At 72.0% G+C, this 25,306-nt stretch carries 20 protein-coding genes, 2 tRNA genes and 1 pseudogene; 15 read left to right on the top strand and 8 right to left on the bottom strand.

Going from position 1 to position 25,306, the window contains the following annotated elements:
• Positions 1-60: 60 nt before the first annotated feature.
• Positions 61-669: a hypothetical protein gene (locus QCZ28_RS26005; RefSeq protein ID WP_279519103.1), complete on the top strand. Its 609-nt coding sequence runs from the start codon at positions 61-63 to the stop codon at positions 667-669.
• A 364-nt stretch (positions 670-1,033) separates the two neighbouring features.
• Here QCZ28_RS26005 and QCZ28_RS26010 read toward each other — a convergent pair.
• A pseudogene (locus QCZ28_RS26010) lies at positions 1,034-2,215 on the bottom strand (zinc-dependent metalloprotease); the annotation flags it as partial.
• Positions 2,216-2,399: 184 nt separating this feature from the next.
• Between QCZ28_RS26010 and QCZ28_RS26015 the strand changes: the two are divergent.
• The 6 genes from QCZ28_RS26015 to QCZ28_RS26040 all read left to right on the top strand — a co-directional run bounded on the left by QCZ28_RS26015 (position 2,400) and on the right by QCZ28_RS26040 (position 8,480).
• Positions 2,400-3,413, top strand: coding sequence for a PDZ domain-containing protein (locus QCZ28_RS26015; protein ID WP_279519104.1), 1,014 nt, complete (start codon positions 2,400-2,402; stop codon positions 3,411-3,413).
• A 96-nt stretch (positions 3,414-3,509) separates the two neighbouring features.
• On the top strand, positions 3,510-6,494 hold the full coding sequence (locus tag QCZ28_RS26020; protein WP_279519105.1) for a UPF0182 family protein: 2,985 nt from the start codon (positions 3,510-3,512) through the stop codon (positions 6,492-6,494).
• 186 nt (positions 6,495-6,680) lie between these two features.
• Positions 6,681-7,190 carry a SigE family RNA polymerase sigma factor gene (locus QCZ28_RS26025; RefSeq protein ID WP_279519106.1) on the top strand — a complete coding sequence of 170 codons (510 nt, stop codon included), beginning with the start codon at positions 6,681-6,683 and terminating at the stop codon, positions 7,188-7,190.
• Positions 7,180-8,109 carry a hypothetical protein gene (locus tag QCZ28_RS26030; protein ID WP_279519107.1) on the top strand — a complete coding sequence of 310 codons (930 nt, stop codon included), beginning with the start codon at positions 7,180-7,182 and terminating at the stop codon, positions 8,107-8,109. Before QCZ28_RS26025 ends, QCZ28_RS26030 begins: the two co-directional genes overlap by 11 nt.
• An 83-nt stretch (positions 8,110-8,192) precedes the next feature.
• Positions 8,193-8,266, top strand: a tRNA-Met gene (locus QCZ28_RS26035).
• A gap of 137 nt (positions 8,267-8,403) precedes the next feature.
• Positions 8,404-8,480 (top strand) — tRNA-Met (locus QCZ28_RS26040).
• 118 nt (positions 8,481-8,598) lie between these two features.
• Here QCZ28_RS26040 and QCZ28_RS26045 read toward each other — a convergent pair.
• The gene (locus QCZ28_RS26045; RefSeq protein ID WP_279519108.1) at positions 8,599-12,381 is read right to left on the bottom strand and encodes a S8 family serine peptidase; all 3,783 of its coding nucleotides are present in this window, start codon (positions 12,379-12,381) and stop codon (positions 8,599-8,601) included.
• 163 nt (positions 12,382-12,544) lie between these two features.
• On the opposite strand from QCZ28_RS26045, the gene QCZ28_RS26050 reads away from it, so the two are divergent.
• Positions 12,545-12,793 carry a hypothetical protein gene (locus QCZ28_RS26050; RefSeq protein ID WP_030336617.1) on the top strand — a complete coding sequence of 83 codons (249 nt, stop codon included), beginning with the start codon at positions 12,545-12,547 and terminating at the stop codon, positions 12,791-12,793.
• A 56-nt stretch (positions 12,794-12,849) separates the two neighbouring features.
• Here the strand turns inward: QCZ28_RS26050 and QCZ28_RS26055 are convergent, their stop codons facing one another.
• Positions 12,850-14,169, bottom strand: coding sequence for an extracellular solute-binding protein (locus tag QCZ28_RS26055; RefSeq protein WP_279519109.1), 1,320 nt, complete (start codon positions 14,167-14,169; stop codon positions 12,850-12,852).
• Positions 14,170-14,307: 138 nt separating this feature from the next.
• On the opposite strand from QCZ28_RS26055, the gene QCZ28_RS26060 reads away from it, so the two are divergent.
• The 3 genes from QCZ28_RS26060 to QCZ28_RS26070 all read left to right on the top strand — a co-directional run bounded on the left by QCZ28_RS26060 (position 14,308) and on the right by QCZ28_RS26070 (position 16,209).
• On the top strand, positions 14,308-15,141 hold the full coding sequence (locus QCZ28_RS26060; protein WP_279519110.1) for a phosphoribosylaminoimidazolesuccinocarboxamide synthase: 834 nt from the start codon (positions 14,308-14,310) through the stop codon (positions 15,139-15,141).
• Between the two features lie 94 nt (positions 15,142-15,235).
• Entirely contained in the window at positions 15,236-16,018 is a 783-nt protein-coding gene (locus tag QCZ28_RS26065; protein WP_279519111.1) for a helix-turn-helix transcriptional regulator, read from the top strand.
• Between the two features lie 26 nt (positions 16,019-16,044).
• A complete protein-coding gene (locus QCZ28_RS26070; RefSeq protein ID WP_279519112.1) occupies positions 16,045-16,209 on the top strand; it encodes a DUF397 domain-containing protein in 165 nt (54 codons plus the stop codon).
• Positions 16,210-16,211: 2 nt separating this feature from the next.
• Here QCZ28_RS26070 and glpK read toward each other — a convergent pair whose 3' ends face one another.
• Positions 16,212-17,696, bottom strand: coding sequence for a glycerol kinase GlpK (gene glpK, locus QCZ28_RS26075; RefSeq protein ID WP_279519113.1), 1,485 nt, complete (start codon positions 17,694-17,696; stop codon positions 16,212-16,214).
• 101 nt (positions 17,697-17,797) lie between these two features.
• On the opposite strand from glpK, the gene QCZ28_RS26080 reads away from it, so the two are divergent.
• Complete coding sequence (locus QCZ28_RS26080; protein WP_030336628.1) at positions 17,798-18,736, top strand: ribose-phosphate pyrophosphokinase; 939 nt, start codon at positions 17,798-17,800, stop codon at positions 18,734-18,736.
• A gap of 157 nt (positions 18,737-18,893) precedes the next feature.
• Here QCZ28_RS26080 and QCZ28_RS26085 read toward each other — a convergent pair whose 3' ends face one another.
• On the bottom strand, positions 18,894-19,349 hold the full coding sequence (locus QCZ28_RS26085) for an ATP-binding protein (protein WP_279519114.1): 456 nt from the start codon (positions 19,347-19,349) through the stop codon (positions 18,894-18,896).
• A 119-nt stretch (positions 19,350-19,468) separates the two neighbouring features.
• Between QCZ28_RS26085 and QCZ28_RS26090 the strand changes: the two genes are divergently transcribed.
• Both QCZ28_RS26090 and QCZ28_RS26095 read left to right on the top strand, forming a co-directional pair.
• On the top strand, positions 19,469-20,602 hold the full coding sequence (locus QCZ28_RS26090) for a DUF5931 domain-containing protein (protein WP_279519115.1): 1,134 nt from the start codon (positions 19,469-19,471) through the stop codon (positions 20,600-20,602).
• Positions 20,603-20,616: 14 nt separating this feature from the next.
• Positions 20,617-21,264 (top strand): response regulator transcription factor, encoded by a 648-nt coding sequence (locus QCZ28_RS26095; RefSeq protein WP_279519167.1) that lies wholly within the window; start codon positions 20,617-20,619, stop codon positions 21,262-21,264.
• A 59-nt stretch (positions 21,265-21,323) separates the two neighbouring features.
• Here QCZ28_RS26095 and QCZ28_RS26100 read toward each other — a convergent pair whose 3' ends face one another.
• The 3 genes from QCZ28_RS26100 to QCZ28_RS26110 form a co-directional block, all read right to left on the bottom strand.
• On the bottom strand, positions 21,324-21,896 hold the full coding sequence (locus tag QCZ28_RS26100; protein WP_030336635.1) for a DUF5709 domain-containing protein: 573 nt from the start codon (positions 21,894-21,896) through the stop codon (positions 21,324-21,326).
• Positions 21,897-22,032: 136 nt separating this feature from the next.
• The gene (locus QCZ28_RS26105; protein ID WP_279519116.1) at positions 22,033-22,875 is read right to left on the bottom strand and encodes an ATP-binding protein; all 843 of its coding nucleotides are present in this window, start codon (positions 22,873-22,875) and stop codon (positions 22,033-22,035) included.
• Complete coding sequence (locus QCZ28_RS26110; RefSeq protein ID WP_279519117.1) at positions 22,875-23,873, bottom strand: SDR family oxidoreductase; 999 nt, start codon at positions 23,871-23,873, stop codon at positions 22,875-22,877. The genes QCZ28_RS26105 and QCZ28_RS26110 overlap by 1 nt, the downstream gene beginning before the upstream one ends.
• A gap of 224 nt (positions 23,874-24,097) precedes the next feature.
• On the opposite strand from QCZ28_RS26110, the gene QCZ28_RS26115 reads away from it, so the two are divergent.
• The gene (locus tag QCZ28_RS26115) at positions 24,098-25,297 is read left to right on the top strand and encodes a glycosyltransferase (protein WP_279519118.1); all 1,200 of its coding nucleotides are present in this window, start codon (positions 24,098-24,100) and stop codon (positions 25,295-25,297) included.
• Positions 25,298-25,306 lie beyond the last annotated feature (9 nt).

Below are 25,306 nucleotides of genomic sequence, written 5' to 3' on the forward strand. Positions count from 1 at the left end.
CGCCGGGCCGCGCCGCGCCGGGTGGGGTGGGGGTACGGGGTGGGGCGCTAGGGTCGGGGGATGGCGCGACGGGTGGTGGTGGCGTTACTCGGGCCGGTGCACTGGTCGCCGCCGGGCGTTGACCTGGCGGAATGGCGAGCGGCTCTCGCGGAGGACGTCATCGACCTGCTGGCCACGCTCAACGAGGTGGAGGTCGCGGTAGCGGTGACCCCGTCCGACCGGGCTCTGGCCGACGCGCTGGTGTGGCCCGGTACTGCGGTGTACGAGGTTGCCGAGCCGACGCCGAACGCCGTGTTCGCCGCGTTGGAGGGCTACGACCAGGCGGCGGTGCTGGTCAGCGACGTGCCTGACCTGCCCGCCCTGACCGTCGGCAAGCTGCTGCGCCCACTCACCACCCGACCGGTCGCGGTGGCTCCGGTCGAGGGAGGCGGCCCGGGTCTGCTCGGGGTCGCGGTACGACTGCCGGCGCCGGAATGGCTGCCGACGCTGGAGCTGGGCACGGCGACGCCGGCTGAGGCGCGCGCCAATGCTCCGCGCCCGGGTGACGTGGCGGTCACCGCCGGGTGGCGACGACTGCGGGGCCCGGCCGACCTGGCCACGCTGGACCCGGCCTTCGAGGGTTGGGAAGCGACCCGCGCACTGCTCTCCGGGTCGACCCGACCCGCCTGAACCGTCAGCCTGGCCTGCCCCCCGATCCGGCCTGCCCCCCGGTCCGGCCTGCCCCCCGGTCCGGTCGGCCCTCACGGTCCGGTCGGCCCTCACGGTCCGGTCGGCCCTCACGGTCCGGTCGGCCCTCACGGTCCGGTCGGCCCTCACGGTCCGGCCGGATCCGCTGACCTGCTGAACACGCGCCCGGGGCCCCCGCTGTCGATCATGCGGGAACCCCGGGGCGCAGGCCGTCGACGCGCGGACGTCAGGACTTGGCGTCACCCTCGCCGTCGGTCTCGTCCGACGGACCGGACTGCCCCGACGGACCGGACTGCCCCGACGGACCGGACTGATCCGAAGGTCCTGACTGGCCCGAGGGGCCCGGCTGACCGGGGGCCTTCTCCTCAACCCCGCCGGGGGCGGTGAAGTCGAAGTTGTCCAGCTCGCTGAGGTCCATGTCGTTCATCGCGAAGGCGACCGGGTCGGCGAAGTCGTCGTCCGACGGGAGCAGGTCCGGGTGGCCCCAGACCGCGTCGCGGCCCTCGATGCCACGGTGCTGGGTGAGCGCCGCCCAGAGCGCCGCGGCCTCGCGCAGCCGGCGGGGACGCAGCTCCAGGCCGACCAGCGCGGCGAAGGTCTGCTCGGCGGGACCGCCGGCGGCCCGGCGACGGCGGAACGCCTCGCCCAACCGGACGACGTTGGGCAGCCGGTCGCTGGCGGCGCTGTCGACGACGTGGCACACCCACCCCTCGACCAGGGCGAGCGCGGTTTCCAGGCGAGCCAGTGAGGCCTTCTGCGCCGGGGTGTCCTCCGGGGTGAAGATGCCCTCCAGGGCGATCGCCTGCATCGACTCGGGGTCGGTCGGGTCGACCCGGCCCATCGCCTCCTCGATCGCCTCCCGGTTGACCCGGATGCCCGAGGCGTACATCTCGACGGCGCTGAGCACGTGACCACGCAGCCACGGGACGTGCTGGAACAGCCGCTGGTGGGCGGCCTCGCGCAGCGCCACGTAGAGGCGGACCTCGTCCTCGGGCAGCTCCAGGCCCTCGCCGTACGCCCGGATGTTGGCCGGGATCAGCGCGGCCGTGCCGGCCGGGCCGAGCGGCAGCCCGATGTCGCCGGCGGAGAGCACCTCCGCGGCGAGCGAACCGAGGGCCTGGCCCAACTGGCCGCCGAAGAGCGCGCCACCGAGGGAGGCCACCATCGACTGCATCGGGCCGAGCTGGGCGCGCGCCTCCGGTGGCACCAGGTCGCCCATCGCGCCGACCATCCGGCTGGCGACGGGGTCGCACAGCTTGCGCCACACGTCCAGCGTCTTGAAGATCCACTCGTTGCGGTTCCACGCAACGGGGTTCTGGATGCCGGAGGGCCACGCCGAGGCGGGCTCCAACCACAGGTCGGCCAGGCGCAGCGCCTCCTCGACCGCGTTGCGTTCGTACATCGACACCGCCGGGTCGCCGGCGGCCGCGAGCTGGCTGGCCGCAACCTGCCGGGCCAGGTCCCAGTTGACCGGCCCGCTGCCCGGCGCGGAGAGCAGGTGCTGCAACTGCGACATGAACTGCTGCATCTGCGCGGGATCGTTGGGGTCTGGTGGCTGCCCACCCGGGAGCGCGAAACCGAACGGAATATCAGGCACGACATCTACGGTACGCGGACCGCGCCCCAGGTCGCCGCCGCTGGCGTTGCGCTGAGGGCGAAGTCGCGCGGCGCATCCGCCGGGTGACCCGGGCCCGGTCGGTACGCTCTGCGGCATGAGACGTCGTGGCCTGACGGTCCTGCTCGGTGCCCTGTTCACCGCCCTGTTGAGCATCGGGGTGCTCCGGGTGCCGATTCCGTACGTGGTGCTGGGCCCGGGTCCGACCGTCAACACCCTCGGGACGGCCGACGGTAAGGAGGTCATCCAGGTCTCCGGTCGGGAGACCTCGACCTCGGCGGGCCAGTTGCGGCTGACCACGGTGGGGGTGCAGCCCACGGTGCGGTTGCGTGGGGCGATCGCGGGCTGGTTCTCCGATGACGAGGCGGTGGTGCCGCGCGAGCTGGTCTACCCGCCGGGGGAGTCGACGGAGCAGGTCGAGCAGCGCAACGCCGAGGACTTCAAGGCGTCACAGACCAGCGCGGAGACCGCCGCGCTGCGGAAGTTGGGCTTCCCGGTGCAGGTGGTGATCAAGACGGTGGCCGGGGACGGCCCGTCGGCCGGGGCGTTGAAGGCGGGCGACCTGATCACCTCGGTCGACGGCCAGCCGGTGCCGGTGGCCGCGAAGGTCACCGAGCTGGTCCGGGCGAAGCCGGCGGGCACGGCGTTGACCATCGGCTACACCCGTGACGGGGTGCCGGCCACCGCGACGGTGACCAGTCAGGAGCAGGACGGCCGACCGCGGATCGGTGTCGAGATCGATCAGCAGCAGCCGCATCCGTTCACGCTCGGCATCGACCTGGGCGACATCGGTGGGCCGAGCGCCGGTCTGATGTTCGCCCTGGGGATCGTGGACAAGCTGACCCCGGCCGACCTGACCGGCGGTCAGGTCATCGCCGGCACCGGCACCATCGACGACGAGGGCGCCGTCGGCCCGATCGGCGGTATCGCCCAGAAGCTGGTCGGCGCCAAGCGTGCCGGGGCCAAGGTCTTCCTGGTACCGGCGGACAACTGTGCCGAGGCGGTCCGCAATCCGCAGCCCGATCTGCCGCTGTTGCGGGTGGGCTCGTTGGACGAGGCGATGACCGCTCTGGAGACGTTGCGAGCGGGTGGCCAGCCGACGCGTTGCTGACGGGTGTGACCGTGCCCCGACACGCTCAGGAACACCCCGTACTCTGGGTGCCTGGTCGGAGCCGATCATATCGAGCGTGCGGAGCCAACAGTGGTCATGCGTAGCAGCAGCCCCCTTCCGAGGATGAGCCGGCGCGGGCGCGTCACGATCGCCGTCCTGGTCGGGGTGTTCGTGCTCTTCACCCTGCTCGGCTGGGGTGTGCAGGCGTGGACCGACTGGCTCTGGTTCGACGAGGTCAACTACACCGAGGTCTTCACCGGTGTCCTGCTCACCCGGCTGGTGCTGTTCCTCGCCATCGGCCTCGGCATGGCGGTGATCGTCGGCGGCAACCTGTGGCTGGCCTACCGGCTGCGCCCGCGACTGCGTCCGCACTCGGTGGAGCAGGCGACCCTGGAGCGCTACCGGATGGTGCTCACCCCACGGCTGGGCACCTGGATCTCGCTGACCGCCGCGGTGGTCGGGCTCTTCGCCGGCCTCTCGGCGCAGAACCGGTGGAACCAGTGGCTGCTCTTCCGCAACGGCGGTGACTTCGGCATCAAGGACCCGGAGTTCGGGGTCGACATCGGCTTCTACGTGTTCCAGTTGCCGTTCTGGCGGTACCTGCTCGGGGTCGCCTTCACCGCTGTGGTGCTGGCCGTGATCGGCGCGCTGGCGGTGCACTACCTCTTCGGCGGCGTCCGCCTGCAGGGCGTCGGCGACCGGATGAGCAACGCGGCCCGCGCCCACCTGAGTTCCCTGGTCGCGGTCTTCGTGCTGTTGAAGGCGGTCGCGTACGTGCTGGACCGGCGGGCGATGCTGCTGGAGTACAACGAGGGCGCCAAGTTGTACGGCGCGGGCTACGCCGACGTCAACGCGTTGCTGCCGGCGAAGGAGATCCTCGCCTACATCTCGATCGTGGTGGCGATCGCGATCATCGTGTTCTCCAACGCCTGGATGCGGAACCTGGTCTGGCCGGGCATCTCGCTGGCGCTGCTCGGCGTGTCCGCGGTGGCCATCGGCGGCATCTACCCCTGGGCGGTGCAGACGTTCGAGGTCAAGCCCAGCGCCAAGGACAAGGAAGCGCCGTACATCCAGCGCAGCATCGACGCGACGCGGGCGGCGTTCGGGTTGGCGGCCACCGAGACGACCCCGTACGCGGCGAACAACCTCACCCCACCGGGGAACCTGGCCACCGACACGTCGGTGGTGTCGAACGTGCGGCTGCTCGACCCGCAGCTGGTCAGCGAGACGTACACCCAGCTCCAGCAGGTGCGTGGCTTCTACGACTTCGGTCCGAAGCTGGACATCGACCGGTACGGGGTGAACGGGAATGTCTCCGATTACGTGGTCGGCGTCCGGGAGATCAACTACGGCGAGCTGACCGACCAGCAGAACACCTGGATCAACCGGCACACCGTCTACACCCACGGGTACGGGCTGGTGGCCGCACCGGCCAACCAGGTGGTCTGCGGTGGGCAGCCGTTCTTCGTCTCCGGCTTCCTGGGCGAGAAGACCCAGGAGGCGTGTTCCTCGCAGACCGAGCAGATCCCGGCCAAGCAGCCGCGCATCTACTACGGCGAGCGGATGGAGGCGGACGACTACGCCATCGTCGGGCAGTCCGACCCGAACAAGAAGGCCGAGTTCGACCGGCCGGTCGGTGAGGGCGGCGGCGAGTCCTACACCTACACCGGCGAGGGCGGCGTGAAGATCGGTTCCTTCACCCGGCGACTGCTGTACGCCATCAAGGAGCAGGAGTCGAACTTCCTGCTCTCGGAGGCGGTCAACAAGGACTCCAAGCTGCTGTACGTGCGTAACCCGCGCGACCGGGTGGAGAAGGTCGCGCCGTTCCTCACCCTGGACGGCGACCCGTACCCGGCGGTGGTCGACGGTCGGGTGCAGTGGATCGTCGACGGTTACACCACGGCGGCCTCCTACCCGTACGCGGAGAGGGTCAACCTCCAGACCGAGACCACCGACGAGTTGACCAACCGGGGCACCTTCCAGCTGGCCCGGGAGGACGTCAACTACATGCGTAACTCGGTGAAGGCCACTGTCGACGCGTACGACGGCACGGTGAAGCTCTACGAGTACGACGACACCGACCCGGTGCTGAAGGCGTGGAACAAGGCGTTCGGCGGTGACCTGGTGCTGCCGAAGGCGGAGATCCCGGTCGAGCTGAGTGAGCACCTGCGCTACCCGGCGGACATGTTCAAGGTGCAGCGCAACCTGCTCACCAAGTTCCACGTGACCAACCCGGGCGACTTCTACTCCGCGCAGGACTTCTGGCAGGTGCCCAACGTGCCGGACGCCCCGGACAGCGGTCAGAAGCAGCCGCCGTACTACCTCTTCACCCAGTTCCCGGGGCAGGAGAGCCCCCGGTTCCAGCTCACCTCGGCGGTCACCCCGAACGGCCGGCAGAACCTCGCCGCGCTGATCTCCGGGTCGTACGTCGACGGGCAGCCCCGGCTGGAGGTGCTGGAGTTGCCGGATCAGACCCGGATCTCCGGCCCGGTGCAGGTGCACCAGCAGATGACGAACAACGCGAACATCCGTCAGCAGCTGAACCTGCTCTCCAGCAATCAGGCGCAGGTGCAGTACGGCAACCTGCTCTCGCTGCCCTTCGCCGACGGGATGCTCTACGTCGAGCCGGTCTACGTGAAGAGCAACCAGCAGGACGCGTACCCGCTGTTGCAGAAGGTGCTGCTCTCGTACGGTGACGGTGGCTCGTTCGTGGCGCTCGCCGACAACATCAACGACGGCATCAAGCAGCTGGTCGAGCAGGGTAAGAAGGCCGGGCAGGGCACGTCGCCGCCGCCGACGACCGGGGGCAACCCGACGACACCGACTCCGACGCCGACTCCTTCGGGGACGGCGGCGCCGACGCCGACCCCGAGCGCCGGCACCCCACCGCCGGCCGGTGACCTGGCCGCCGCCGCGGACCGGGTGCAGACCGCGATCACCGAGGTCCGGGCCGCGCAGGCGTCGGGCGACTTCGAGCGGTACGGGCGGGCGCTGAAGGCCCTCGACGAGGCGCTCACCGCGTTCCAGCAGGCGCAGCAGGCAGCTGGTGGGTCTGGTGCCAGCCCGAGTGCCGGCGGCTGACCCGGCACGCCCGCAGGTACGTCTCGGAGCCCTCGTCGTCGGACCGCACCGGTCCGGACGGCGGGGGCTCCGCCGCGTCCGGAGCTGTGCCCGGCTGTCACCTCGCTGACAGGCGCGGACGGGCCGCAACCGGCGGCACCGGTCCGCCGTCCTCATTTGCAACGGGGTGGATGAGGGGGAGCAGTGGTGAGAGATGCGCAGAGCTTCGATGACTTCTACCGCAGCACCGCACGGCGGATGATGCGGTACGGCTATGCGGTGATCGGCGATCACACCGAGGCGCAGGACCTGGTGCAGGAGGCGTACGCCCGGGCCTGGCGGCAGTGGGGGCGGCTGTCGTCGCATCCGGCGCCGGAGGCGTGGCTGCGGCTGGTGGTGTCCCGGCTGGCGACTGATCGCTGGCGGCGGCTGCGGAGTCTGCGCGGCGCGTTGCGGTTGGCCGGGCCACCGCCGACGGTGTCGCCGCCCAACGAGGACAGCGTGCTGCTGGTCCGGGCGCTGCGTCAGGTGCCGGCGACCCACCGGCGGGCGTTGGCGCTGCACTACCTGTTCGACATGCCGGTCGAGGAGATCGCCCACGAGATCGACGTGCCCGTCGGCACTGTGAAGTCGTGGTTGTCCCGCGGCCGGGCCCGACTCGCCGCGTTGTTGCCCGATCTGGCTGTCGTGGAACTGGAGGCCACCGATGTCGCGTGAACTGTCCGAGCTGTACCGGTCCCTCGCCGCCGACGCTGACGCTGCCGATCTGGGCGTTCCCGAGGTGCTGCGGCACCACGCGGACCGTCAGGCCCGGTTCCGTGCGGCCGGGGGAACCCTGGCCGTGGCGCTGATGGTGGTGGGCGCGGTGATCGGTGCCCAGGTGGTCACCCGGCCGCCGACGTCAGTAGCCGTACCGGCCGACACGCCGACGCCGTTGGCGTCGCCGTCTGCGAGCGTGACCGGCGCTCCGTCATCGCCGCCCGTCTCGCCGACGACCCCCGGCCGCTCCCCGGGCACGACGTCGACGGCTCCGGGTGGTACCGGCACGCAGCCGCCCAGGCCGCCGACCAGCATCCCGGATCGGGCGTTCTATGCGGTCCCGTCGGCCAACCAGACCGGCATCGCGCCGCAGTTCCGCGACGAGGCCGTGCTGCCGGCCCTGTGCGGCGCGGACATCGGGAGCGAGGCGGTCGTACACCGCCGCACCCGGCTGCTGATCTACAAGCTGCCGCAGACCCCCAAGGGGTACGTCCCGGACGGCACCTACACGCACTCGATCACGATCTACCGGGCCGGGCGCGCCGACGACGTGCTGGACGAGTTGCGGCAGGCCGTGCGGGACTGCCCCGAGCAGAAGCTGCCGGGCGGCGACACGGCGGTGCGGAGCCGGCAGCGACTGCTCCCGGACAGCGGTTTCGGCGACGAGTCGGTGCTGTTCGAGATGCGTAGTGCGGGTCAGGACGTCAACGGCGACCCGACCGGTGTGCAGGACGTTCGGTTGGTCCGGGCGATCCGGGTCGGCGACGTGGTGACCATCCTCTGGGAGCAGGGCTGGGAGAACACCTCCAGCCAGCGGGCGCAGGTCGACGCGGACAGTCGACGCGCGGTCACCGCCATCCGGAGGTGGCTCGGCTGACCGGGGTGGGCCGGCGGCCAGCCGGCGGATTCGGATGTCGTTTTGCGGGGCCCGGGGGTGGTGCGCTACGGTTATCGAGCCGACGCGGGGTGGAGCAGCTCGGTAGCTCGCTGGGCTCATAACCCAGAGGTCGCAGGTTCAAATCCTGTCCCCGCTACGAGAGAAACAGCAGTTCGAAGCCCGCCTCCGGGTCACCGGGGGCGGGCTTCGACGTTGCGGGGGTGCCGGGGCCGCGGCGGTTGGTGACCCCCACTGATCATGACTGGGACGGATGGGATAGTCTTAACCAGTCGACGCGGGGTGGAGCAGCTCGGTAGCTCGCTGGGCTCATAACCCAGAGGTCGCAGGTTCAAATCCTGTCCCCGCTACCACTGAAAGTGATATGAGTCCGGCCCCCACAGTGTGGGGGCCGGACTTGTGTGGTGCCGCTGCGACCCGAGCGCTCCCGGGAGGGGCCGGCACCGTGCAGGCACCGGCCCCCGGCGGGTGTTACCGCAGGCCGAAGGCCCGGGTGACGGTCTGGGTGACGCCGCCACCGTTGCGCTGCGTGGCGGTGACCCGGATCGACACGAAGTCGGCCCGCTGCGGCGCGTTCAGGGATGCCTGCCAGGCGCCCTTCTTCTCCCGCAGGTCCTGCCGCTGCCAGGTCGCCCCGTCGTCGTACGAGATCTCCAGTCGGAGCGACGACACGGCGTCCCGGGCCGCGGTGCTGCCCACCACCACGGGGCTGACCGTGAGGTCCGTTCGGCGCTTCGCCCGACCCGCGAGGTCCACGTCCGTTCCGTAGTCCAGTTGGACCAGCGGGATGGCCTGCACCTGCGTGCTGCCGCCGGAGACGAAGCTCCACTCGGTGTGCGTGGCGGTCGAGTACGGGCTGAACTCGGGCTTGCCCGTGGTCTCGACGACCAGTCGGTACGGCAGCTTCTCCGGCGACAGGTCACCCGCGCCGACCTCCGGCCAGCCGTTGAACTGGGTCAGCTGTTTGTCGCCCTGATAGAACGTGGCGATCTGCGACATGCTGGCCCCGCCGCTGTGTGCGGCACCCGCGTCGCCGAACCCCTGGATGTAGGCGCTCATGGCGGTCTCGCCCCGGAACGGGATCTCGGTGCTGAGCAGCCGTGGCCGGGTGATGGGCCCGAACCAGCGGTCCTTCTGCACGCTGCCCGGCCGGTAGGCGATGGCCTCCGTGTTGGACCGCGCCCAGTTGGCGACGTCGGCGTACTGCATCCACCTGACGCCGCCACCCGCGGAGACCCAGTCGGTACGCGGCCCCGGCGCGACCGGCTCGAACGGGAACGGGCGTGCCGCGGCGTACTCGTACGGTGGGAAGTCCACCCGCGTCTCGCTGGACTGCTTGCCCGGGGGCGGGGAGAAGGTGAGATCGATCCGGGCGAGGTTGCTCGGGTCGGTCTTGGCGGACGGGTCCTTCGGCACCGCGCCACGGTGGTAGTCCACCAGGTCGTACAGGTAGGTCGCCCTGGGGTGGGCGACGACGACCAGCCGGAGCGGCTTGCGGCCGGCAGCGCCGATCTTCTGGATCAACGCCTCGCCCTCGTCCATGGTCACCGAGGCCACCGGGATCGGTCCGGTCGTCACGGCGTCGGGGTTGCCGTACCAGTCGCTCTTGCGGCCCGCGCGGTCGTTGACCACGACGAGCATGGCCGCGCCGGCGGTGTGCGCGGCCGCCGCCTGATCCGTGGGGGTCACCGATTCGTTGCCGCGCACGACCACGGCCTTGCCGCGGGCGGCGAGGCCGGCGTAGTCGGCGGTGCCGCCGGCACCCGCGAAGACGGCGTCCAGGCGTGAGGTGCCGTCGGGCAGCGGCGGGGAACCGGGCTGCGCGAGCGGGTCGTTGAGCTGCTGGCCGGGGTAGCTGATGGCCAGCGGCGTCTGCTCGGCGCGGATCCGGGTGGTGAAGACGAAGCTGCCCTTTCGCACCTTGTTCCCGGTCGGCAGGGCCCACAGGCTGTCGTAGCCGGCGCCCGGCCAGAACGTCTCGCGCAGGGCGTTCCAGTCGGTGGGTGTCGGCTCGCTCTCGGTGAAGGACCGGTAGACGTCGATGCGGTTGTTGACGACGGCGGTCGGTTGGGGTGTCGCCACCTTCACCTGGCGGGCCCGCGCGGCGTCGAGTTCCACCACCCGATCGGTGCTCAGGTCGACCTCGGGAGCGGTCAGCATCGCGAGGCCGAGGGAGCGGGGCCCGTGCAGACCCTCCACGTCCGCCGCCGCGACGACGGTGTACGAGCCGGGCGCGAGGCGGGCGGTGAGCTTTCCGTCCGGCACCCACATGAAGGCCGAACCGGTGTCGGCGTTGACGACCTCGACCTCACCGCTCATGGGTCGCCCGGCGCGGTCCTTCAGGTGGATGGTGAGGTCGTGCTTCTCGGACTCCACGGCGAGCCCGACGGCAGTGTGCACCTCGCCGGTCGCGAACCGGGCCGTGACCTGGGCAGAGTACCTGCCGGCGGGGAGGCCGGCCGGGGCCACCACGACGTCGGCGGTCGCGCTCGCCCGGGCGGGCACCGTGAGGCCCTCGGCGGTCGCCGTGAACGTCCGTGCGGGGGCGGCGCCCTGGTCGACGGAGAGCGCCAGAGTGATGGGGCTGTCCGTGGTGTTGGTGTAGGTGATGGTCCGCCTGATCGGCTGTGGGGTGCTGCCCGGCGACCAGCCGACGAGTCCGGCGTCCACCGACCCGGTCGCGATGACCTGGTCCTGGTGGTAGGCGGCGGCGACGTTCAACCGACCGCTGCCGGCCTGGTAGGCGTCGTAGTCGGGCGTGCGGACGCTGGTGCTCATCAGCGCGTCCTTGATCTGCCGCGCACTCCAGGTCGGGTGCTTCTGGGCCAGCAGCGCGGCCGCCCCGGCGACGTGGGGCGCCGCCATCGAGGTGCCGCTGTCGACGTAGTAGTAGCCCTCACCCCAGGAGATGTGCTGCGAGCGGGCCGCCAGCACGTCGACACCGGGAGCGGTCATGTCGGGCTTGAGCGCCTCGTCGTTCATCCGGGGCCCGACGCTGGAGAAGCCCGCCAGGTGGTCGGAGGTGTCCACCGCGCCGATGGTCAGCGCGGCGTCCGCGGTGCCTGGGGCACCGAGGGTGTACGGATCTGGTCCGCTGTTGCCGGCGGCCACGACGAAGAGCGCACCCGTCTCGGCGGTCAGCTGGTTGACGGCCTGGCTCAGCGGGTCGTCCTGGGTGTGCCACGCGCTCACGCCGAGGCTCATGTTGATCACTTTGGCGTGCTCGGCCCGCGCCGCCCACTCCATGCCCGCGATGATCCCCGAGATGGATCCGCTGCCGTACTCGTCGAGGACCTTGCCGATCACCAGGTCGGCGTCGGGGGCCACCCCCCGTTCCCGGCCGCCGGAGGCTGCGCCCGTCCCGGCCACTGTGGAGGCGGTGTGGGTGCCGTGCCCGTTCCGGTCGATCACGTCCTGGCCGGGGATGAAGCTCCGGGAGGCCACCACCCGGTCGGCCAGGTCCGGGTGGGTGGTGTCCACTCCGCTGTCCAGGACGGCGACGCGGACCCCGTCGCCGGTGCCACCCGCGGCCCACGCCGCCGGAGCGCCGACCTGGGCGGTGGTGTCGGCCAGGCTGGCCGTCGCCTTGCCGTCGAGCCACACCTTGTCGATGCCGGCGGTGAAGGAGGGTGCCGGGGTGGCAGCGCTGCGGGCGGTCGGTGACTGCCCGTCGGTGAGGGCCGACCAGAAGTCCGCGGCCTGTGACCGGCGGGTGCGGATCGCCTCACCCCGCACGGAGGGAAGCTGTTGCGTGGTCTGCGTGCCCGGCAGCGTGGTGGCGGTCCTGAGCTTCGCCGACCCTGTCGTACGGGTGACGATCAGGGGGAGTTCGGCGCTCCGCGCGTCGTCGTAGCCCTGGGCGATGAGCTGGGTGACGTCGAACAGCTGCTTGTCGAGCCGGCCGGTGGCGAGGTAGGGCACCGCCTCGTCCGGGTAGACGTAGGTGTCCCGGCCCTCGGTGGAGATGCGTACGGAGCCGGTGGCGCCCGGTGCGCGCTTGACGTCCACCGAGGGGGTCGCACCGGGTCGGCCCGGGGTCACCGTCACCCGGTCGCCGGTGATCAGCGTGACCGTGACGGGGGTGCGGTCCGCGGCACCGCTCGGAGCGGGTTTCGTCGGCGGTGACGGTGGGGGCGGCGGGGCGCCGTGCGCCGCAGTGGGGGTGAGGAGAGCGGCGACGAGGGTGACGCCGACCGCTGCCGCCGCAGATCTTCGGGTGCGAGAGATCCGCGCACTGTCTACAGAGTTGACCATGAGGCGAATCCGATCACCTCAAGACATTCATGTAAAGATCATCATCTTTGCCGGGGCGTTGCGAACGCGTTGCGCGCCAGCCGGAGCGTTCCGGACATTCCGCTCCCGGGGATTCCGTGTGGACCAACGTGCCGAGGTTGCGCCCTTCGGCGAGGATGGGCACATGTCTTCATTCGGTAAGTGGTGGGGCCGCCTGAGCGCGGTCTTCGGTGCGGTCGTACTGGCGGTCTTCGTGCCCGTGGCGGCCTGGGCCTCCACGGGCACCGGCGAACTCGTGGTGGAGGCCGCCCGGCGGCGTGGCCGCAGCGGGTTCGGGGTGCTGCCGCTGCTCTGCTGCCTGGTGGTGGTCGCGATCGTCGTGTTCCTGGTGCTGCGTCTGATGCGCAACCGCCGGGGTGGCCCGCCGCGCTGACCGGGTCGGCGGCGCCGACGGTCACCGGCGGCCGGTCCCGGGCCGGCCGCCGGTGTTCACACGGCCAGGGCCGCGATGGCCTGGGACAGGAAGCGGGCGGTGGCCTCGCGGGTGCCGTCGCGCTTGACCCGGATGCGCTCGGCGGCGGTGACCAGCAGGGTGCGCACCTTGGCGTGCCCCTTCGGCGGCGGCGCCGGCGCCGGCCCGAGCAGGTCGGCGATGCTGGTGCCGAACGCGGCGGCACGTCGCTGGGCCGCGTCGGTGATGCTGCCCTCGGCATAGCGGCGCACCGCGGAACTGGCGTTGAGCCCACGCTCGTGACCGAGGACGGCACCGACCTCGCCGTTGTTGGTCAAGAAGTTGATCACGTCGGCGACCGTGTCCGGGTGGCGGGTGCCCCGGAACGCCGCCCAGTACATCGACGCCCGTGCCCACTGGGCGCCCGGCGGGCCGGGGAAGCCGACGATGCCCAACTCGGCCTCGGTGAGTCGTTGCAGCTCCGGTAGCTGGTGCGACCAGGCGAAGGACGCGGCGGTCGCCCCGCTCACCACCAGCTGTCGGGCCGGCTCGCCGCTGTCGGCCTGCTCGACCAGCGCCGCGCTCGGCGTGGCCCGTGCCCGGCGAGCCCGCTGCCACAGCTCGAACCACGCGATCAGCTCGTCCGCGCCGAAGCCGAGCTGGTTGCCCCGGTAGAACTCGCCGCCCTGCGCCCGCAGCCAGAGCCAGAGCGCCCGGTAGTCGCCCGACCCGTCCATGGTGCCGGCCACCCGCCGGTCGCTGACCTCGGTGACCTCGGTGGCCCAGGAGATGTAGTCGGCCCAGGACATCCCGGCGCGTGGCTCCGGCACCTGCAGCTCCCGCAGCAGGTCCCGGTTGAACACCACGACGGCGTGGGTCTGCCCGGCGGCCACCGCCATCGTCCGCCCCTCCACCGTGCCGTAGCGGATCAGGCCCTCCGGCAGGCCCCGAAGATCCAGGTGCCGGTCGGTGAGGTCGAGGATGACCTGACGTCGGGTGTACTCCGTCAGCATGGCGTCGTCGATCTGGATCAGGTCCGGTACGTTCCCGCCGCCCGCCTGGGTGGCCAACCTGTCGTAGTAGCCGTCGGCGCCCTGCCAGGTGACCCGGAAGGTGACCCGGGGGTTGCGGGTCGAGTAGAGCTGGAGCGCCTTCTCGGTGAGCGCGGCCCGGTTGGCGTCACCCCACCAGAAGATCGACAGCTCGACGGGCCCGTCCTGGGTCGAGGTGGCGGCTCCGTCGCTGCAACCCGCCAACCCGCCGGACGCGAGCAAAGGTGCACCGAGCAGCGCGCTGAGCAGTCGGCGCCGGCCCGGGTCGGCGCCGAGGCGGTCGAGCGGGGGTCGAACAACGGGCACGGGGCTCTCCTGGACCTACGGGGGTGGCGGTCGGACCATTCACGCAGGCAGCGCACGAGGGTGTCAACGTCCGTCCGGTCACCCTCGGCCGGGTGGTCGAATCTGGGCCTGCCACCGTCGCGTGGTGTACTAGGGCGCGTGGAACTTCTGCACTCGGGCAAGGTCCGGGACGTCTACGCCGACGGCGACGACCTGATCCTGGTGGCCTCGGATCGCATCTCGATCTACGACGTGGCGCTGCCGACGCCGATCCCGGACAAGGGTCGCCTACTCACCGCGCTCTCGCTCTGGTGGTTCGAGCAGCTCGCCGACCTGGTGCCGAACCACGTCATCTCGGCCACCGACGTGCCCGCCGAGTTCGCCGGGCGGGCCATCCGCTGCCAGCGGCTGGACATGGTCCCGGTCGAGTGCGTCGCCCGCGGTTACCTGACCGGTGGCGGCCTGCGGGAGTACGAGCGCACCGGCGCGGTCTCCGGCGTACCACTGCCGCGAGGGCTCGGCGAGGCGTCGATCCTGCCTGAGCCGATCTTCACGCCGTCGAGCAAGGCGCCGGCGGGCGAGCATGACGAGCCGATCACGTACGACGACGTGGTGGACAAGGTGGGCGCGGCCACCGCCGAGCGGCTGCGGCAGATCACCCTCGACATCTACCGGCGCGGTGCCGAACTGGCCGCCGACCGGGGCATCCTGATCGCCGACACCAAGATCGAGCTGGGCTGGGCGCCGGACGGCACGCTGGTCCTCGCCGACGAGCTGCTCACCTCCGACTCGTCGCGGTTCTGGCCGGCCGAGTCGTACCAGCCGGGCCGGGTGCAGTTCTCCTACGACAAGCAGTACGTGCGGGACTGGGCCACCGGCAGCGGCTGGGACAAGCAGCCCCCCGCCCCGGACGTGCCGGCCGAGGTGGTCGAGGCGACCCGGGCCCGCTACGTCGACGTCTACGAGAAGCTCACCGGCAACCGCTGGGAGTGACCGGGACACCGCGCTTTCGCCGCACCTGCTGGACCTGACCGGCGTCACCGTCGAGGATGGACCCGTCACTCTTCGTGGAGTCTGGGGCGGTCGGATGAACGGCGACATGTGGATCAGGGCGCTCAAGGCGGCCCGGGCCGGTGCGGGCGTCTCGCAGGAGGCGCTGGCGGAGCTGATCAGGTGGAGTCCGTCCACCATCGCGGCGATCGAGACCGGGCGGCGCCGACCAACCCCGCAGTTCGCCGAGGCGGCGGACACGGCGCTGGACACCGGCGGGCTGTTGGCCGAGTTGCTGGCGGTGGCGGCCCGGCAGCAGTCGCCGGCCTGGTTCGCGCCGTGGCCGGCGATCGAGGCCGAGGCGGTCGCCCTCCGCACCGTTCAACCGTCGCTGGTGCCGGGCCTGCTCCAGACCGAGGCGTACGCGCACGCGGTGCTCAGCGCCCAGGGCACCCACACCCCGGAGCGGGTCGCCCAGTTGGTCGCCGGCCGGCTGGCCCGGCAGGAGCTGCTGACCGGCCCGGCCCCGAAGCGGTTCACCGCGATCGTGGACGAGGCCGCGCTGCGCCGCGTGGTCGGTGATCGCGACGTCCAGCTCGCCCAGTTGGCACGGCTGGTCGAGCTGGCCGCCCTGCCCCACATCCGGCTTTACGTGATCCCCGCCGGCGTGGGCGCGCACGCCGGGCTGGCCGGCGGCTTCGTGCTGGCCAATTTGCCCGACGGCGACGAGGTGGCCTACGTCGACGGGGTCTTCGGTCAGATCGTCGACCGGACCGACACCGTTGATACCATCAGGACGATGTGGGACACGCTGCTGGGCGAGGCCCTGCCGGCGGGCGTGTCCGTCGAGCTGATCGGAAAGTTGGTGAACGAGCTGTGAACTCCGCCCCCACCCCTCGGTGGCGCGTGTCGACCCGGTCCGGCAACGGCGGTGACACCTGCGTCGAGGTGGCCGACAACCTGCCAGAGCAGGTGCTGGTCCGTGACTCCACCGACCGCGCCGGCGCCGTCCTCACCTTCGCGCCGGAGGCCTGGCGCGCGTTCGTGGCACAGGTCCGCACCGACCGCTGAGGTCAGTCCACCCAGTCCAGGGTGCGCTGCACGGCCTTGCGCCACTGGCGCAGCTCCTGATCGCGCAGCTCCGGCGTCATCGTCGACTCCCACTGCGCGTCGGAGCGCCACTGTGCCCGCAGGGTGGCCAGGTCCGGCCAGAAGCCGACCGCCAGACCCGCCGCGTACGCGGCTCCCAGGCAGGTGGTCTCGGTGATCCGGGACCGGACCACCGGCACGTCGAGGACGTCGGCGAGGAACTGCATGAGCAGCCCGTTGGCGGTCATGCCGCCGTCCACCCGCAGCCGGCGCAGCGCCACATCCGAGTCGGCGTTCATCGCGTCGACCACCTCGCGGGTCTGCCACGCCGACGCCTCCAGCACCGCCCGCGCCAGGTGCCCCTTGGTGATGTAGCCGGTCAGGCCGGCGATCACCCCGCGGGCGTCGCTGCGCCAGTGCGGGGCGAACAGCCCGGAGAACGCCGGCACCACGTAACAGCCGCCGTTGTCGTCGACGGTGCGGGCCAGCTCCTCCACCTCGGCCGCCGCGGAGATCAACCCCAGGTTGTCCCGCAGCCACTGCACCAGTGAGCCGGTGACCGCGATGGCACCTTCCAGGGCGTACGCCGGTGGTTGGTCCTTGATCCGGTAGGCGACGGTGGTGAGGAGGCCGTGGGTCGACGGAACCAGGCTGGCACCGGTGTTGAGCAGCAGGAAACTGCCGGTGCCGTAGGTGCACTTCGCCTCGCCCGGCTGGAAGCAGGTCTGCCCGAACAGGGCGGCCTGCTGGTCGCCGAGCGCACTGGCCACCGGCACCCCGTCGAGCACGCCGGTCGCCGAGCCGTACACCTCGGCGGAGCAGCGGATCTCCGGGAGCATCGCCGCCGGCACGCCCATGGCGTCCAGCAGCTCCGGGTCCCAGTCGAGCGTCGTGAGGTCCATCAGCATGGTCCGGCTGGCGTTCGTCACGTCGGTGACGTGCGCGCCGGTCAGCTTCCAGATCAGCCAGCTGTCCATGGTGCCGAAGAGCACCTCGCCGCGCTCGGCGCGCTCGCGCAGGCAGTCGACCTCGTCGAGCAGCCAGCGCAGCTTCGGCCCGGCGAAGTAGGTGGCCAGCGGCAGGCCGGTGCGGGTCCGGAACCGCTCCTCGCCGTACGCCGAAGAGAGCTCGCGCAGCAGCGGCCCGGTCCGGGTGTCCTGCCAGACGATGGCGTTGGCCACCGGGCGGCCGGTGGCCCGGTCCCAGACGACGGTGGTCTCCCGCTGGTTGGTGATGCCGACGGCGGCCAGGCCGGACGCGTCGGTCCCGGCGGCCCGCAGCGCCTCGGCGACCACCTGCTGGACGTTGTCCCAGATCTCCTCGGCGTCGTGCTCCACCCAACCCGGTCGGGGGAAGACCTGCCGGTGCTCGCGCTGGGCCACGGCGACGATGTCCCCGGCCCGGTCGAAGACGATGCACCGCGAGGAGGTGGTGCCCTGGTCGATGGCGGCGACGTACTGGGGGGTCACCGCAGCACCGTACCCGGACGGCGGCGTGGCGCGACAGGCGTCGCTGTGGGTTCCGGCCCGCCGCCGTCGGCTGCCGTCCGCGTCCCCTACGATGTGCGAACGTGCGCGACATCGCCGTTTTCAGTGGAACCGCCCATCCCGACCTGGCTGCCGAGATCTGCGCTCACCTGGGGGTGCCGCTGCACCCGGTGCGGGTCTCCCGGTTCGCCAACGACTGCCTGGAAGTCCAGTTGCAGGCCAACTGCCGGGAGCGGGACGTCTTCCTGATCCAGCCGCTGGTGCCGCCGGTGCAGGAGCACCTGGTCGAGCTGCTGCTGATGATCGACGCGGCCCGGGGCGCCTCCGCCGGTCGGATCACCGTGGTGCTGCCGCACTACGCGTACGCCCGCTCGGACAAGAAGGACGCGCCGCGGATCTCGATCGGCGCGCGGCTCGTCGCCGACCTGCTCACCTCGGCCGGGGCGGACCGCGTGCTCGCGATGACCCTGCACTCGCCGCAGGTGCACGGCTTCTTCAGTGTCCCGGTGGATCATCTGCACGCGCTGCGCGAGCTGGCCACCCACTTCCGGCGCTACGACCTCAGCAACACCGTGGTCGTCTCGCCCGACCTGGGCAACGCCAAGGAGGCCGCGGCCTTCGCCCGGCTGCTCGGCACACCGGTCGCGGCCGGGGCGAAGCAGCGGTTCAGCGACGACCTGGTCAAGATCAGCGCGGTGATCGGTGACGTGACCGACCGGGACGTCATCGTGCTGGACGACGAGATCGCCAAGGGCAGCACGGTGGTCGAGTTGATGGAGCATCTGCGCGGCCTGAAGGTCCGGTCGATCCGGCTCGCCTGCACGCACGGTCTCTTCTCCGGCGACGCCTTGCAGCGGCTCAGCGACCAGGACGGCGTCCTGGAGATCGTCTGCACCAACACGGTGCCCATCCCGGACGCCAAGCGGGTCCCCAAGTTGCGGGTCCTGTCGGTAGCCCCCGCCCTGGCCGAGGCGACGCGCCGAATCCACAACGGAGAATCCGTCTCCGCCCTCTTCGCCTGACCCCAACTCGCACCCGAGGCACCCCCGCGTGGCCTGCGCCGCCGCGCGATCATGGAGTTATGGTGCCCGTTTTCGTGTCATCCAGGGACTTTGTCACCCACCACAACTCCATGATCGACGGGGTGGGGTGGGGTGGAGAGAGGGCGGGTGGGCTGGGTTAGTGCGGGGTGGGGTTCTGGGTTGGTAGGCCGGTGGTGATGCGGACTGTGGTGCCGGCGGTGCCGGTGGCCACCTCCATCGCGTCGGTCAGCTCTCGGGCCAACCAGAGCCCCCAGCCGCCGGCGGTGTCCGCTGCCGGCCGAGTGCGGTCGCCCAGTCGCTGCGGGCTGATCCCGTGCCCGTGGTCGGCGATCTCGCAGACCAGCACCCCCGCCTCCTGCCAGAGCCGCAACCAGCCGCGCCCGCCGCCGTGGCGCACCGCATTGGTGATCAGTTCGTTGATCGCGAGCACGAAGTCGTCCAGCCGCTGGCCGCGCAGGCCGGAGGCATGCGCGCAGGAGGCGACCGAGTGTCGAATCTCGGTCACCTGAGCCTGGTCAAAGGCATCGGCGATCAGGAGGGCAGGTTCGATGGGCACAACCGTACGCGGTGCGTGCGGATCTGCGTTCGTCATGGGCCCGTCCCGGCGGCGCATCTCGAAGTATTTCGCGGCTTTTCCACCGTACGTCAGGGTTTCCCGAACCGCACTCGCTGCTCGCCGTGCGGCCGGACCGTTGTGGCATCCTGACCGCCATGCCGTCGCCGCCGGGTGGATTCGAGGTGCCGCTGTGGCGTGCCCTCACCGTGTTCAGGCTGGCCTCCCTGGCGTACGTCTGCGCGCTTGCGGTGCGCGACGCCGACCGGTACGCCCACCCGTACGCCGTCGGCGCCCTGATCCTGCTGATGATCGCCTGGACCGGGGCGACCGCTGTCGGGTACGCCCGACCGGCCTGGCGGCGCTGGCCGCTGCTGCTGGCCGACCTCGCTGTGGTGGTGGCCATCGTGCTGGCCACCCCGTGGGTGGTCGGCCGGATGGCGCTGACCCACGGCGTACCCACCCTCGGGGTGGCCTGGATGGCCGGCCCGGTGCTGGCCTGGGCCGTCTCCGGCGGCCGGCGGCGGGGCACTGTCGCCGCGCTGATCGTCGCCGGCGCGGACCTGGCCACCCGGGAGCGGATCGGTCAGTCCTCGTTCACCGGGGTGATCCTGATGCTGCTCGCCGGAGTGGTGGTCGGGCACGTGGCCCGGCTGGCGGCGAGCGCCGAGGAGCGGCTGCAACGCGCGGTCGAGCTGGAGGCCGCCACGCGGGAGCGCGAACGGCTGGCCCGGGGCATCCACGACTCGGTCCTGCAGGTGCTGGCGCTGGTCCAGCGGCGCGGCGCCGACCTGCCCGGGGAGGCCGGCGAGCTGGCCCGGCTGGCCGGTGAGCAGGAGGCCGCCCTGCGGGCGCTGATCACCGGTGCCAGCCCGACCGCCGCGAGCCTGCCGGAGGGGGGCGAGGCGGTGGACCTGCGGACCCTGCTCGGCCGGTACGCCTCGGCGGCGGTAGCGCTCTCCGCCCCGGCCACCCCGGTGCCGCTGCCCCGGCGGGTGGCCGGCGAGTTGGCGGCGGCGACCGGTGCGGCCCTGGACAACGTGGGACGGCACGCCGGTGGGCGGGCCTGGGTGCTGATCGAGGACGAGGGGGAGACGGTGACCGTGTCGATCCGTGACGAGGGGCCGGGCATCCCGGACGGCCGGCTGGCCGAGGCGGCCGCCCAGGGGCGACTCGGGGTGACCCAGTCGATCCGGGGCCGGGTGACCGACCTGGGCGGGACGGTGCGGATCGTGTCCGCACCCGAGGCGGGCACCGAGATCGAGCTGAGCGTGCCGAGGTCCCCGCGGTGAACCAGATCCGGGTGATGGTGGTGGACGACCATCCGATGTGGCGGGAGGGGGTGGCCCGCGACCTGACCGAGGCCGGCTTCCTGGTGGTGGCGACCAGCGGGGAGGGGCGACAGGCCGTTCGGGTGGCCGCCGCCGCCCGGCCCGACGTCGTCGTCCTCGACCTGCAACTGCCGGACATCTCCGGCGTCGAGGTGATCCTGGGGTTGCGCGCGGCGCTGCCCACCGTACGGGTGCTGATGCTCAGCGCCAGCGGCGAGCAGCAGAGCGTGCTGGACGCGGTCAAGGCCGGAGCCACCGGCTACCTGGTGAAGTCGACAGCGCCCGCCGAGTTCCTGGAGGCGGTGCACCGCACCGCGGCCGGCGAGGCGGTTTTCACCCCCGGCCTGGCCGGACTGGTGCTCGGCGAGTACCGCCGGCTGGCCGCCGGACCGGGGCGGGGGAGCGCCGGCGCTGCGGAACCCGCGACGCCCCAGCTCACCGAACGGGAGACGGAGGTGCTGCGGCTGGTGGCGAAGGGGATGTCGTACAAGCAGATCGCCCAGCGGCTCGGCCTGTCGCACCGCACCGTGCAGAACCACGTGCAGAACACCCTGGGCAAGCTGCAACTGCACAACCGGGTCGAGCTGACCCGGTACGCCATCGAACGCGGCCTGGACGACTGAACGGACGGACGACTGAACGGACGGACGTCAGACCGGGCGGACGTCAGACCGGGCGGACGTCAGACCGAGCGCGGTGGCTCCGTCTCGTGGATGGCCAACTCCTCGGCGGTCGCCCCGCCGCCGGCCGATCCGGCGTCGTACGCCACCGAGTCGGTCTCCTGGTCGGTGTGCGACCCCTCGTCCGGTTCCACCAGTCGGCCCACCGTGGCGTCGGCCACCGTGCCGAGCTGACCGTGGTCATAGAGCGAGACCGGCGAGTTCGGGTCCGAGGTGGGCCCCGGATCCATCACGTCGGCGTCCAGCTGGGCCTCCGCCGCGGCTTCCAGATTGTCCGCCTCGAAGGCGATCTTCGGGTCGATCGTGCCGGCCAGCGGATCGTCCGCCGGGCGCTCGTAGACCTCACGGTCGAGCTTGTAGTCCAACGACTCACCGTCGAGCTGCTCCTCAGCTGTCGTTCCGAACCGGTCCACCGCCACCGGCGTCCGGTCGCCGGGCAGCTGGGCCGGGTCGGGGCCGTCCGCCTCGCGCCCGGTGAAGACGTCGTCGTTGGCGGTCGAGTCGTCATCGGCGGTGTCGGGCAGCCCTTGCGCCTCGGTGTCGGACACGGGGGTCGGGTACTCGTTGTCGCGCATGTCTGATCACTACCCGCTGCCCTCCCGCCGTAACCGGGTGACCCTTCGGCGAAACGGCACCGAACCGGGCGTCGACGGCGAAAGCCCGGGGCCGGCAGCGCGGACCGGCCGGCGAGGTGCGCCGCGATCAGCTGGGTCAGACGGCCTCGTCGTCCGGGTGCAGCACGCACCAGACGACCTTGCCGTCCCCTACGGCGCTGCTGCCCCAGCGACGGGTCACCGTGTCGATCAGCAGCAGGCCCCGGCCGCCGGCCCGGGTCGGCGGGGATATCCCGGCGAACGTCGGCCGACGCGGGGAGTGGTCGCGCACCGCCAGGTGCAGGGTGGTCTCCTGGGGTGCCAGCCGAACCGTCATCGGCGTCTTTGCGTGCGCCACCACGTTGTTGACCATCTCGGTGACCGCGATGCACGCCGGGTCGGCGAGTGTCGGCATGCCCCAGCGCTCGCAGCCGGTGTTGACCAGCTCGCGGGCCTGCCGGGCGGCTCCCACCGCCGGGGCGAGTTCGGCGGTGAGCACCGCCGCGAGTGGGGTGGCCGCGATGGCGGCCAGCGCGCCGTCGAGCGTCGGCCAGGCCGGCACGCCGTCGAGCGCCGAATCCGGGTGGGCAGCCGGTGAGCCCGGGTGGGCGGTCCCGGCGGCTGCGGAGCCCGGGTGGGCGGGCCCGGCGGCCGTCGGGTCACACAGCAGCAGATCCGCGGCGGGCCAGTCGGCGACCTCCCGGCGGATGTCGGCGAAGACGCCCCGACCGGCCGGCTCGACGAACCGCAGACCGGTCACGTCGGCCACCACCGGGCCGGGCCGGTCCGCGAGGCGGGTGAGCAGGGCGCTGCGTACCGCCTCGGCTCCGGCGGCGTCGAGCACACCGGTCAACCGGACCACCGCCGACGACTCGTCGACTTCCACGAGACAGCTCGCCATGATCGCCCCATTGTGCGCGCCGGTGACGGTCGGCGCATTCTGACGCTCGACGTCCGCCATCAGCGGTCCGACCGGGAGCGGCGGTTGATGGCCGCCAGGGTGCCGACGGCGGTGCCGGCGGCTGCCAGACCGAACGCGGCGGTCATCCGCACCAACTGCCGGCGTCGACCGTTCCAACCGCCGTCCTGGCGCGCCTGAGCGTCGGCGTGGAACACGTTGCCGCTGCTGTCCACGCGGGCGCCCGGCCCGAACTGGGTGCGGTGCGCGTACCAGCCGAGGGTGCGCTCCACCAGCGCGGGCGCCAGCCGCCACTGCAGGCCGATCAACCGGGCCGCGCCACCGGCGTACGCCTCGCGGCGCGGCCGGCGCAGCAGCCGGACGATGGTCTCGGCGACCACCTCCGGCGGGTAGATCGGCGGCGGCGGCACCAGCTCCCGCCCGCTGTGGTTGCCGGTGTGCCGGAAGAACGGGGTGTCGATGGTGGCCGGCAGCACGGTGCAGACGGAGATGTGCCCCCGACCGGTGACCCGCAGCTCCTGGCGGACGGTGTCGGCCAACCCTCGGATGCCGTGCTTGGTGGCGTTGTACGCCGACTGGTACGGCATGGCCACCTCGGCCAGCACCGAGGCGTTGTTGACCAGCACACCGCCACCGGCGGCGCCGAGGTAGGGCAGCGCCGCCTTGATGCCGTGCACCGCCCCGAGCAGGTTGACCTCCAGCACCCGACGGAACTCGGCGACCGGGATCTCGTCGAACAGACCCACCGCGCTGACCGCGGCGTTGTTCACCCAGGCGTCGATCCGACCGAACTCGGCCACCGCCTGTTCGGCCAGCCGCCGCACCGATTCCAAATCGGTCACGTCGGTCGGTACGACGAGCGCCTGACCGCCCAGCTCCCGGCAGCGCTGCGCGACCTGTCGCAGGGCCGGCTCACTGCGGGCGGCCAGCACGACGGCGGCACCCCGGCGGGCCAGTGCGTAGGCGGTCGCCGTGCCGATCCCGCTGGACGCGCCGGTGATCACCACGGTCGAATCGTCGAGACTGCGGGTCAGCGGCATTCCTGAGCGGTACCCCCGGCCGGACCTGGTCACACCAGCGACAGGTTGTCGATCACCGTCGAATCGTGCGGTCGTGTGCCGCGTGTGATTGCCGTGGCGCAAGTGTCGGTGGCAGTCGGGCGGACTCTTCCTGATCTGCCAGGTTTCGACTCAGCGTCGCGGGGTTAATGGGACGCTCTGACCGGGAGGACCACCGCCGAGGAAAGATCGCAGGGAGGTGACCCATGCGCGTCGGCCTCGTCTGCGCGCACGCCAGCTCGTACCGCCACGCCGACGGCCCACCGGTCGGCACTCGACAGCACATCGCCAGGGTCGCCGCGGAACTGACCGAGCGGGGCCATGACGTCCGGCTCTACGTCCGCCGGGACGACCCGGCGCTGCCGGCGACGATGGACGTCGACGGCTACCAGGTGCACCACGTGCCCGCCGGCCCGCCCACCGCACTACCCACCGCCGAGCTGATCCCGTACGTGACGGAGGTCGGCCGCTGGCTGGCCGACGAGTGGTCCGGCGCCTGGCGGCCCGAGGTGGTGCACGGGCACTACTGGGTCGGCGGTCTGGCCGCCGCACACGCCGTTCGGGAGACCGACATCCCGGTGGTGCAGACGTTCCACTCGCTCGGCGTCGAGCAGTTGCGTCACCTGGGCGGTCACTACGACGGGCCGGGGCAGCGGATCACGCTGGAACGCGCGCTGACCCGGGCCGTCGACATCGCCGTGGCCCAGTCCAACGACGAGGTCGACGAGCTGACCCGGATGGGTCTGCAACGCAGCTCGGTCGCGTTGGTGCCGGCCGGCGTCGACATCGACCTGTTCCATCCCGACGGCGAGGCCGCGCCACGCGAACAGCGGCCCCGCATCCTCTCGGTGGGCTCGCTCGCCGCCGGGCACGGCCAGGAGGACCTGATCCGGGCGATGCGGCTGGTCGGCGACGCCGAGTTGGTGATCGCCGGTGGGCCGCCGGCCGACCAGTTGGCCAACCACACCGAGGCGCGCCGGCTGCGCGAGCTGGCCGAACAGATCGGCGTCGTCGACCAGGTACGGCTCGTCGGGGCGGTGCCGCACGACCAGATGGCCACCTGGTACCGGTCGGCGGACGTGGTCGCCTGCACGCCGCACTACTCCTCGGCCGGCCGGGTCTCGCTGGAGGCGATGGCCTGCGGGGTGCCGGTGATCGGCTACGCGATGGGCGGCCTGGCGGACGCCGTCGTCGACGAGGTCACCGGCCGCCTGGTGCCTCCCGGTGACGTACGCGCGCTCGGCGTGTCGCTGCGCCGGCTGCTCGCCGACAACGCCGGCCGGTTCGCGTACGGACACGCCGCGGTGGACCGGGTGCGCAGCAGCTACACCTGGGAGCGGACCGCCGGTGCGTTGGAGCGTCTCTACGAGCGGGTGGTGAGCCGGCGCAAGCCGGTCGAGGCCTGAGTCAGCCGC

This window comes from Micromonospora sp. DH14 (assembly GCF_029809455.1).
In the GTDB taxonomy this organism is placed as follows: domain Bacteria; phylum Actinomycetota; class Actinomycetes; order Mycobacteriales; family Micromonosporaceae; genus Micromonospora; species Micromonospora parva.

Bases quoted from the DNA above. Each gene is read 5' to 3' on its own strand.
- QCZ28_RS26005 (WP_279519103.1), top strand. From the start codon at position 61: ATGGCGCGACGGGTGGTGGTGGCGTTACTCGGGCCGGTGCACTGGTCG.
- QCZ28_RS26015 (WP_279519104.1), top strand. From the start codon at position 2,400: ATGAGACGTCGTGGCCTGACGGTCCTGCTCGGTGCCCTGTTCACCGCC.
- QCZ28_RS26020 (WP_279519105.1), top strand. From the start codon at position 3,510: ATGCGTAGCAGCAGCCCCCTTCCGAGGATGAGCCGGCGCGGGCGCGTC.
- QCZ28_RS26030 (WP_279519107.1), top strand. From the start codon at position 7,180: ATGTCGCGTGAACTGTCCGAGCTGTACCGGTCCCTCGCCGCCGACGCT.
- QCZ28_RS26045 (WP_279519108.1), bottom strand. From the start codon at position 12,381: ATGGTCAACTCTGTAGACAGTGCGCGGATCTCTCGCACCCGAAGATCT.
- QCZ28_RS26050 (WP_030336617.1), top strand. From the start codon at position 12,545: ATGTCTTCATTCGGTAAGTGGTGGGGCCGCCTGAGCGCGGTCTTCGGT.
- QCZ28_RS26065 (WP_279519111.1), top strand. From the start codon at position 15,236: ATGAACGGCGACATGTGGATCAGGGCGCTCAAGGCGGCCCGGGCCGGT.
- QCZ28_RS26085 (WP_279519114.1), bottom strand. From the start codon at position 19,349: ATGACGAACGCAGATCCGCACGCACCGCGTACGGTTGTGCCCATCGAA.
- QCZ28_RS26090 (WP_279519115.1), top strand. From the start codon at position 19,469: ATGCCGTCGCCGCCGGGTGGATTCGAGGTGCCGCTGTGGCGTGCCCTC.
- QCZ28_RS26095 (WP_279519167.1), top strand. From the start codon at position 20,617: ATGGTGGTGGACGACCATCCGATGTGGCGGGAGGGGGTGGCCCGCGAC.
- QCZ28_RS26100 (WP_030336635.1), bottom strand. From the start codon at position 21,896: ATGCGCGACAACGAGTACCCGACCCCCGTGTCCGACACCGAGGCGCAA.
- QCZ28_RS26105 (WP_279519116.1), bottom strand. From the start codon at position 22,875: ATGGCGGACGTCGAGCGTCAGAATGCGCCGACCGTCACCGGCGCGCAC.
- QCZ28_RS26110 (WP_279519117.1), bottom strand. From the start codon at position 23,873: ATGCCGCTGACCCGCAGTCTCGACGATTCGACCGTGGTGATCACCGGC.
- QCZ28_RS26115 (WP_279519118.1), top strand. From the start codon at position 24,098: ATGCGCGTCGGCCTCGTCTGCGCGCACGCCAGCTCGTACCGCCACGCC.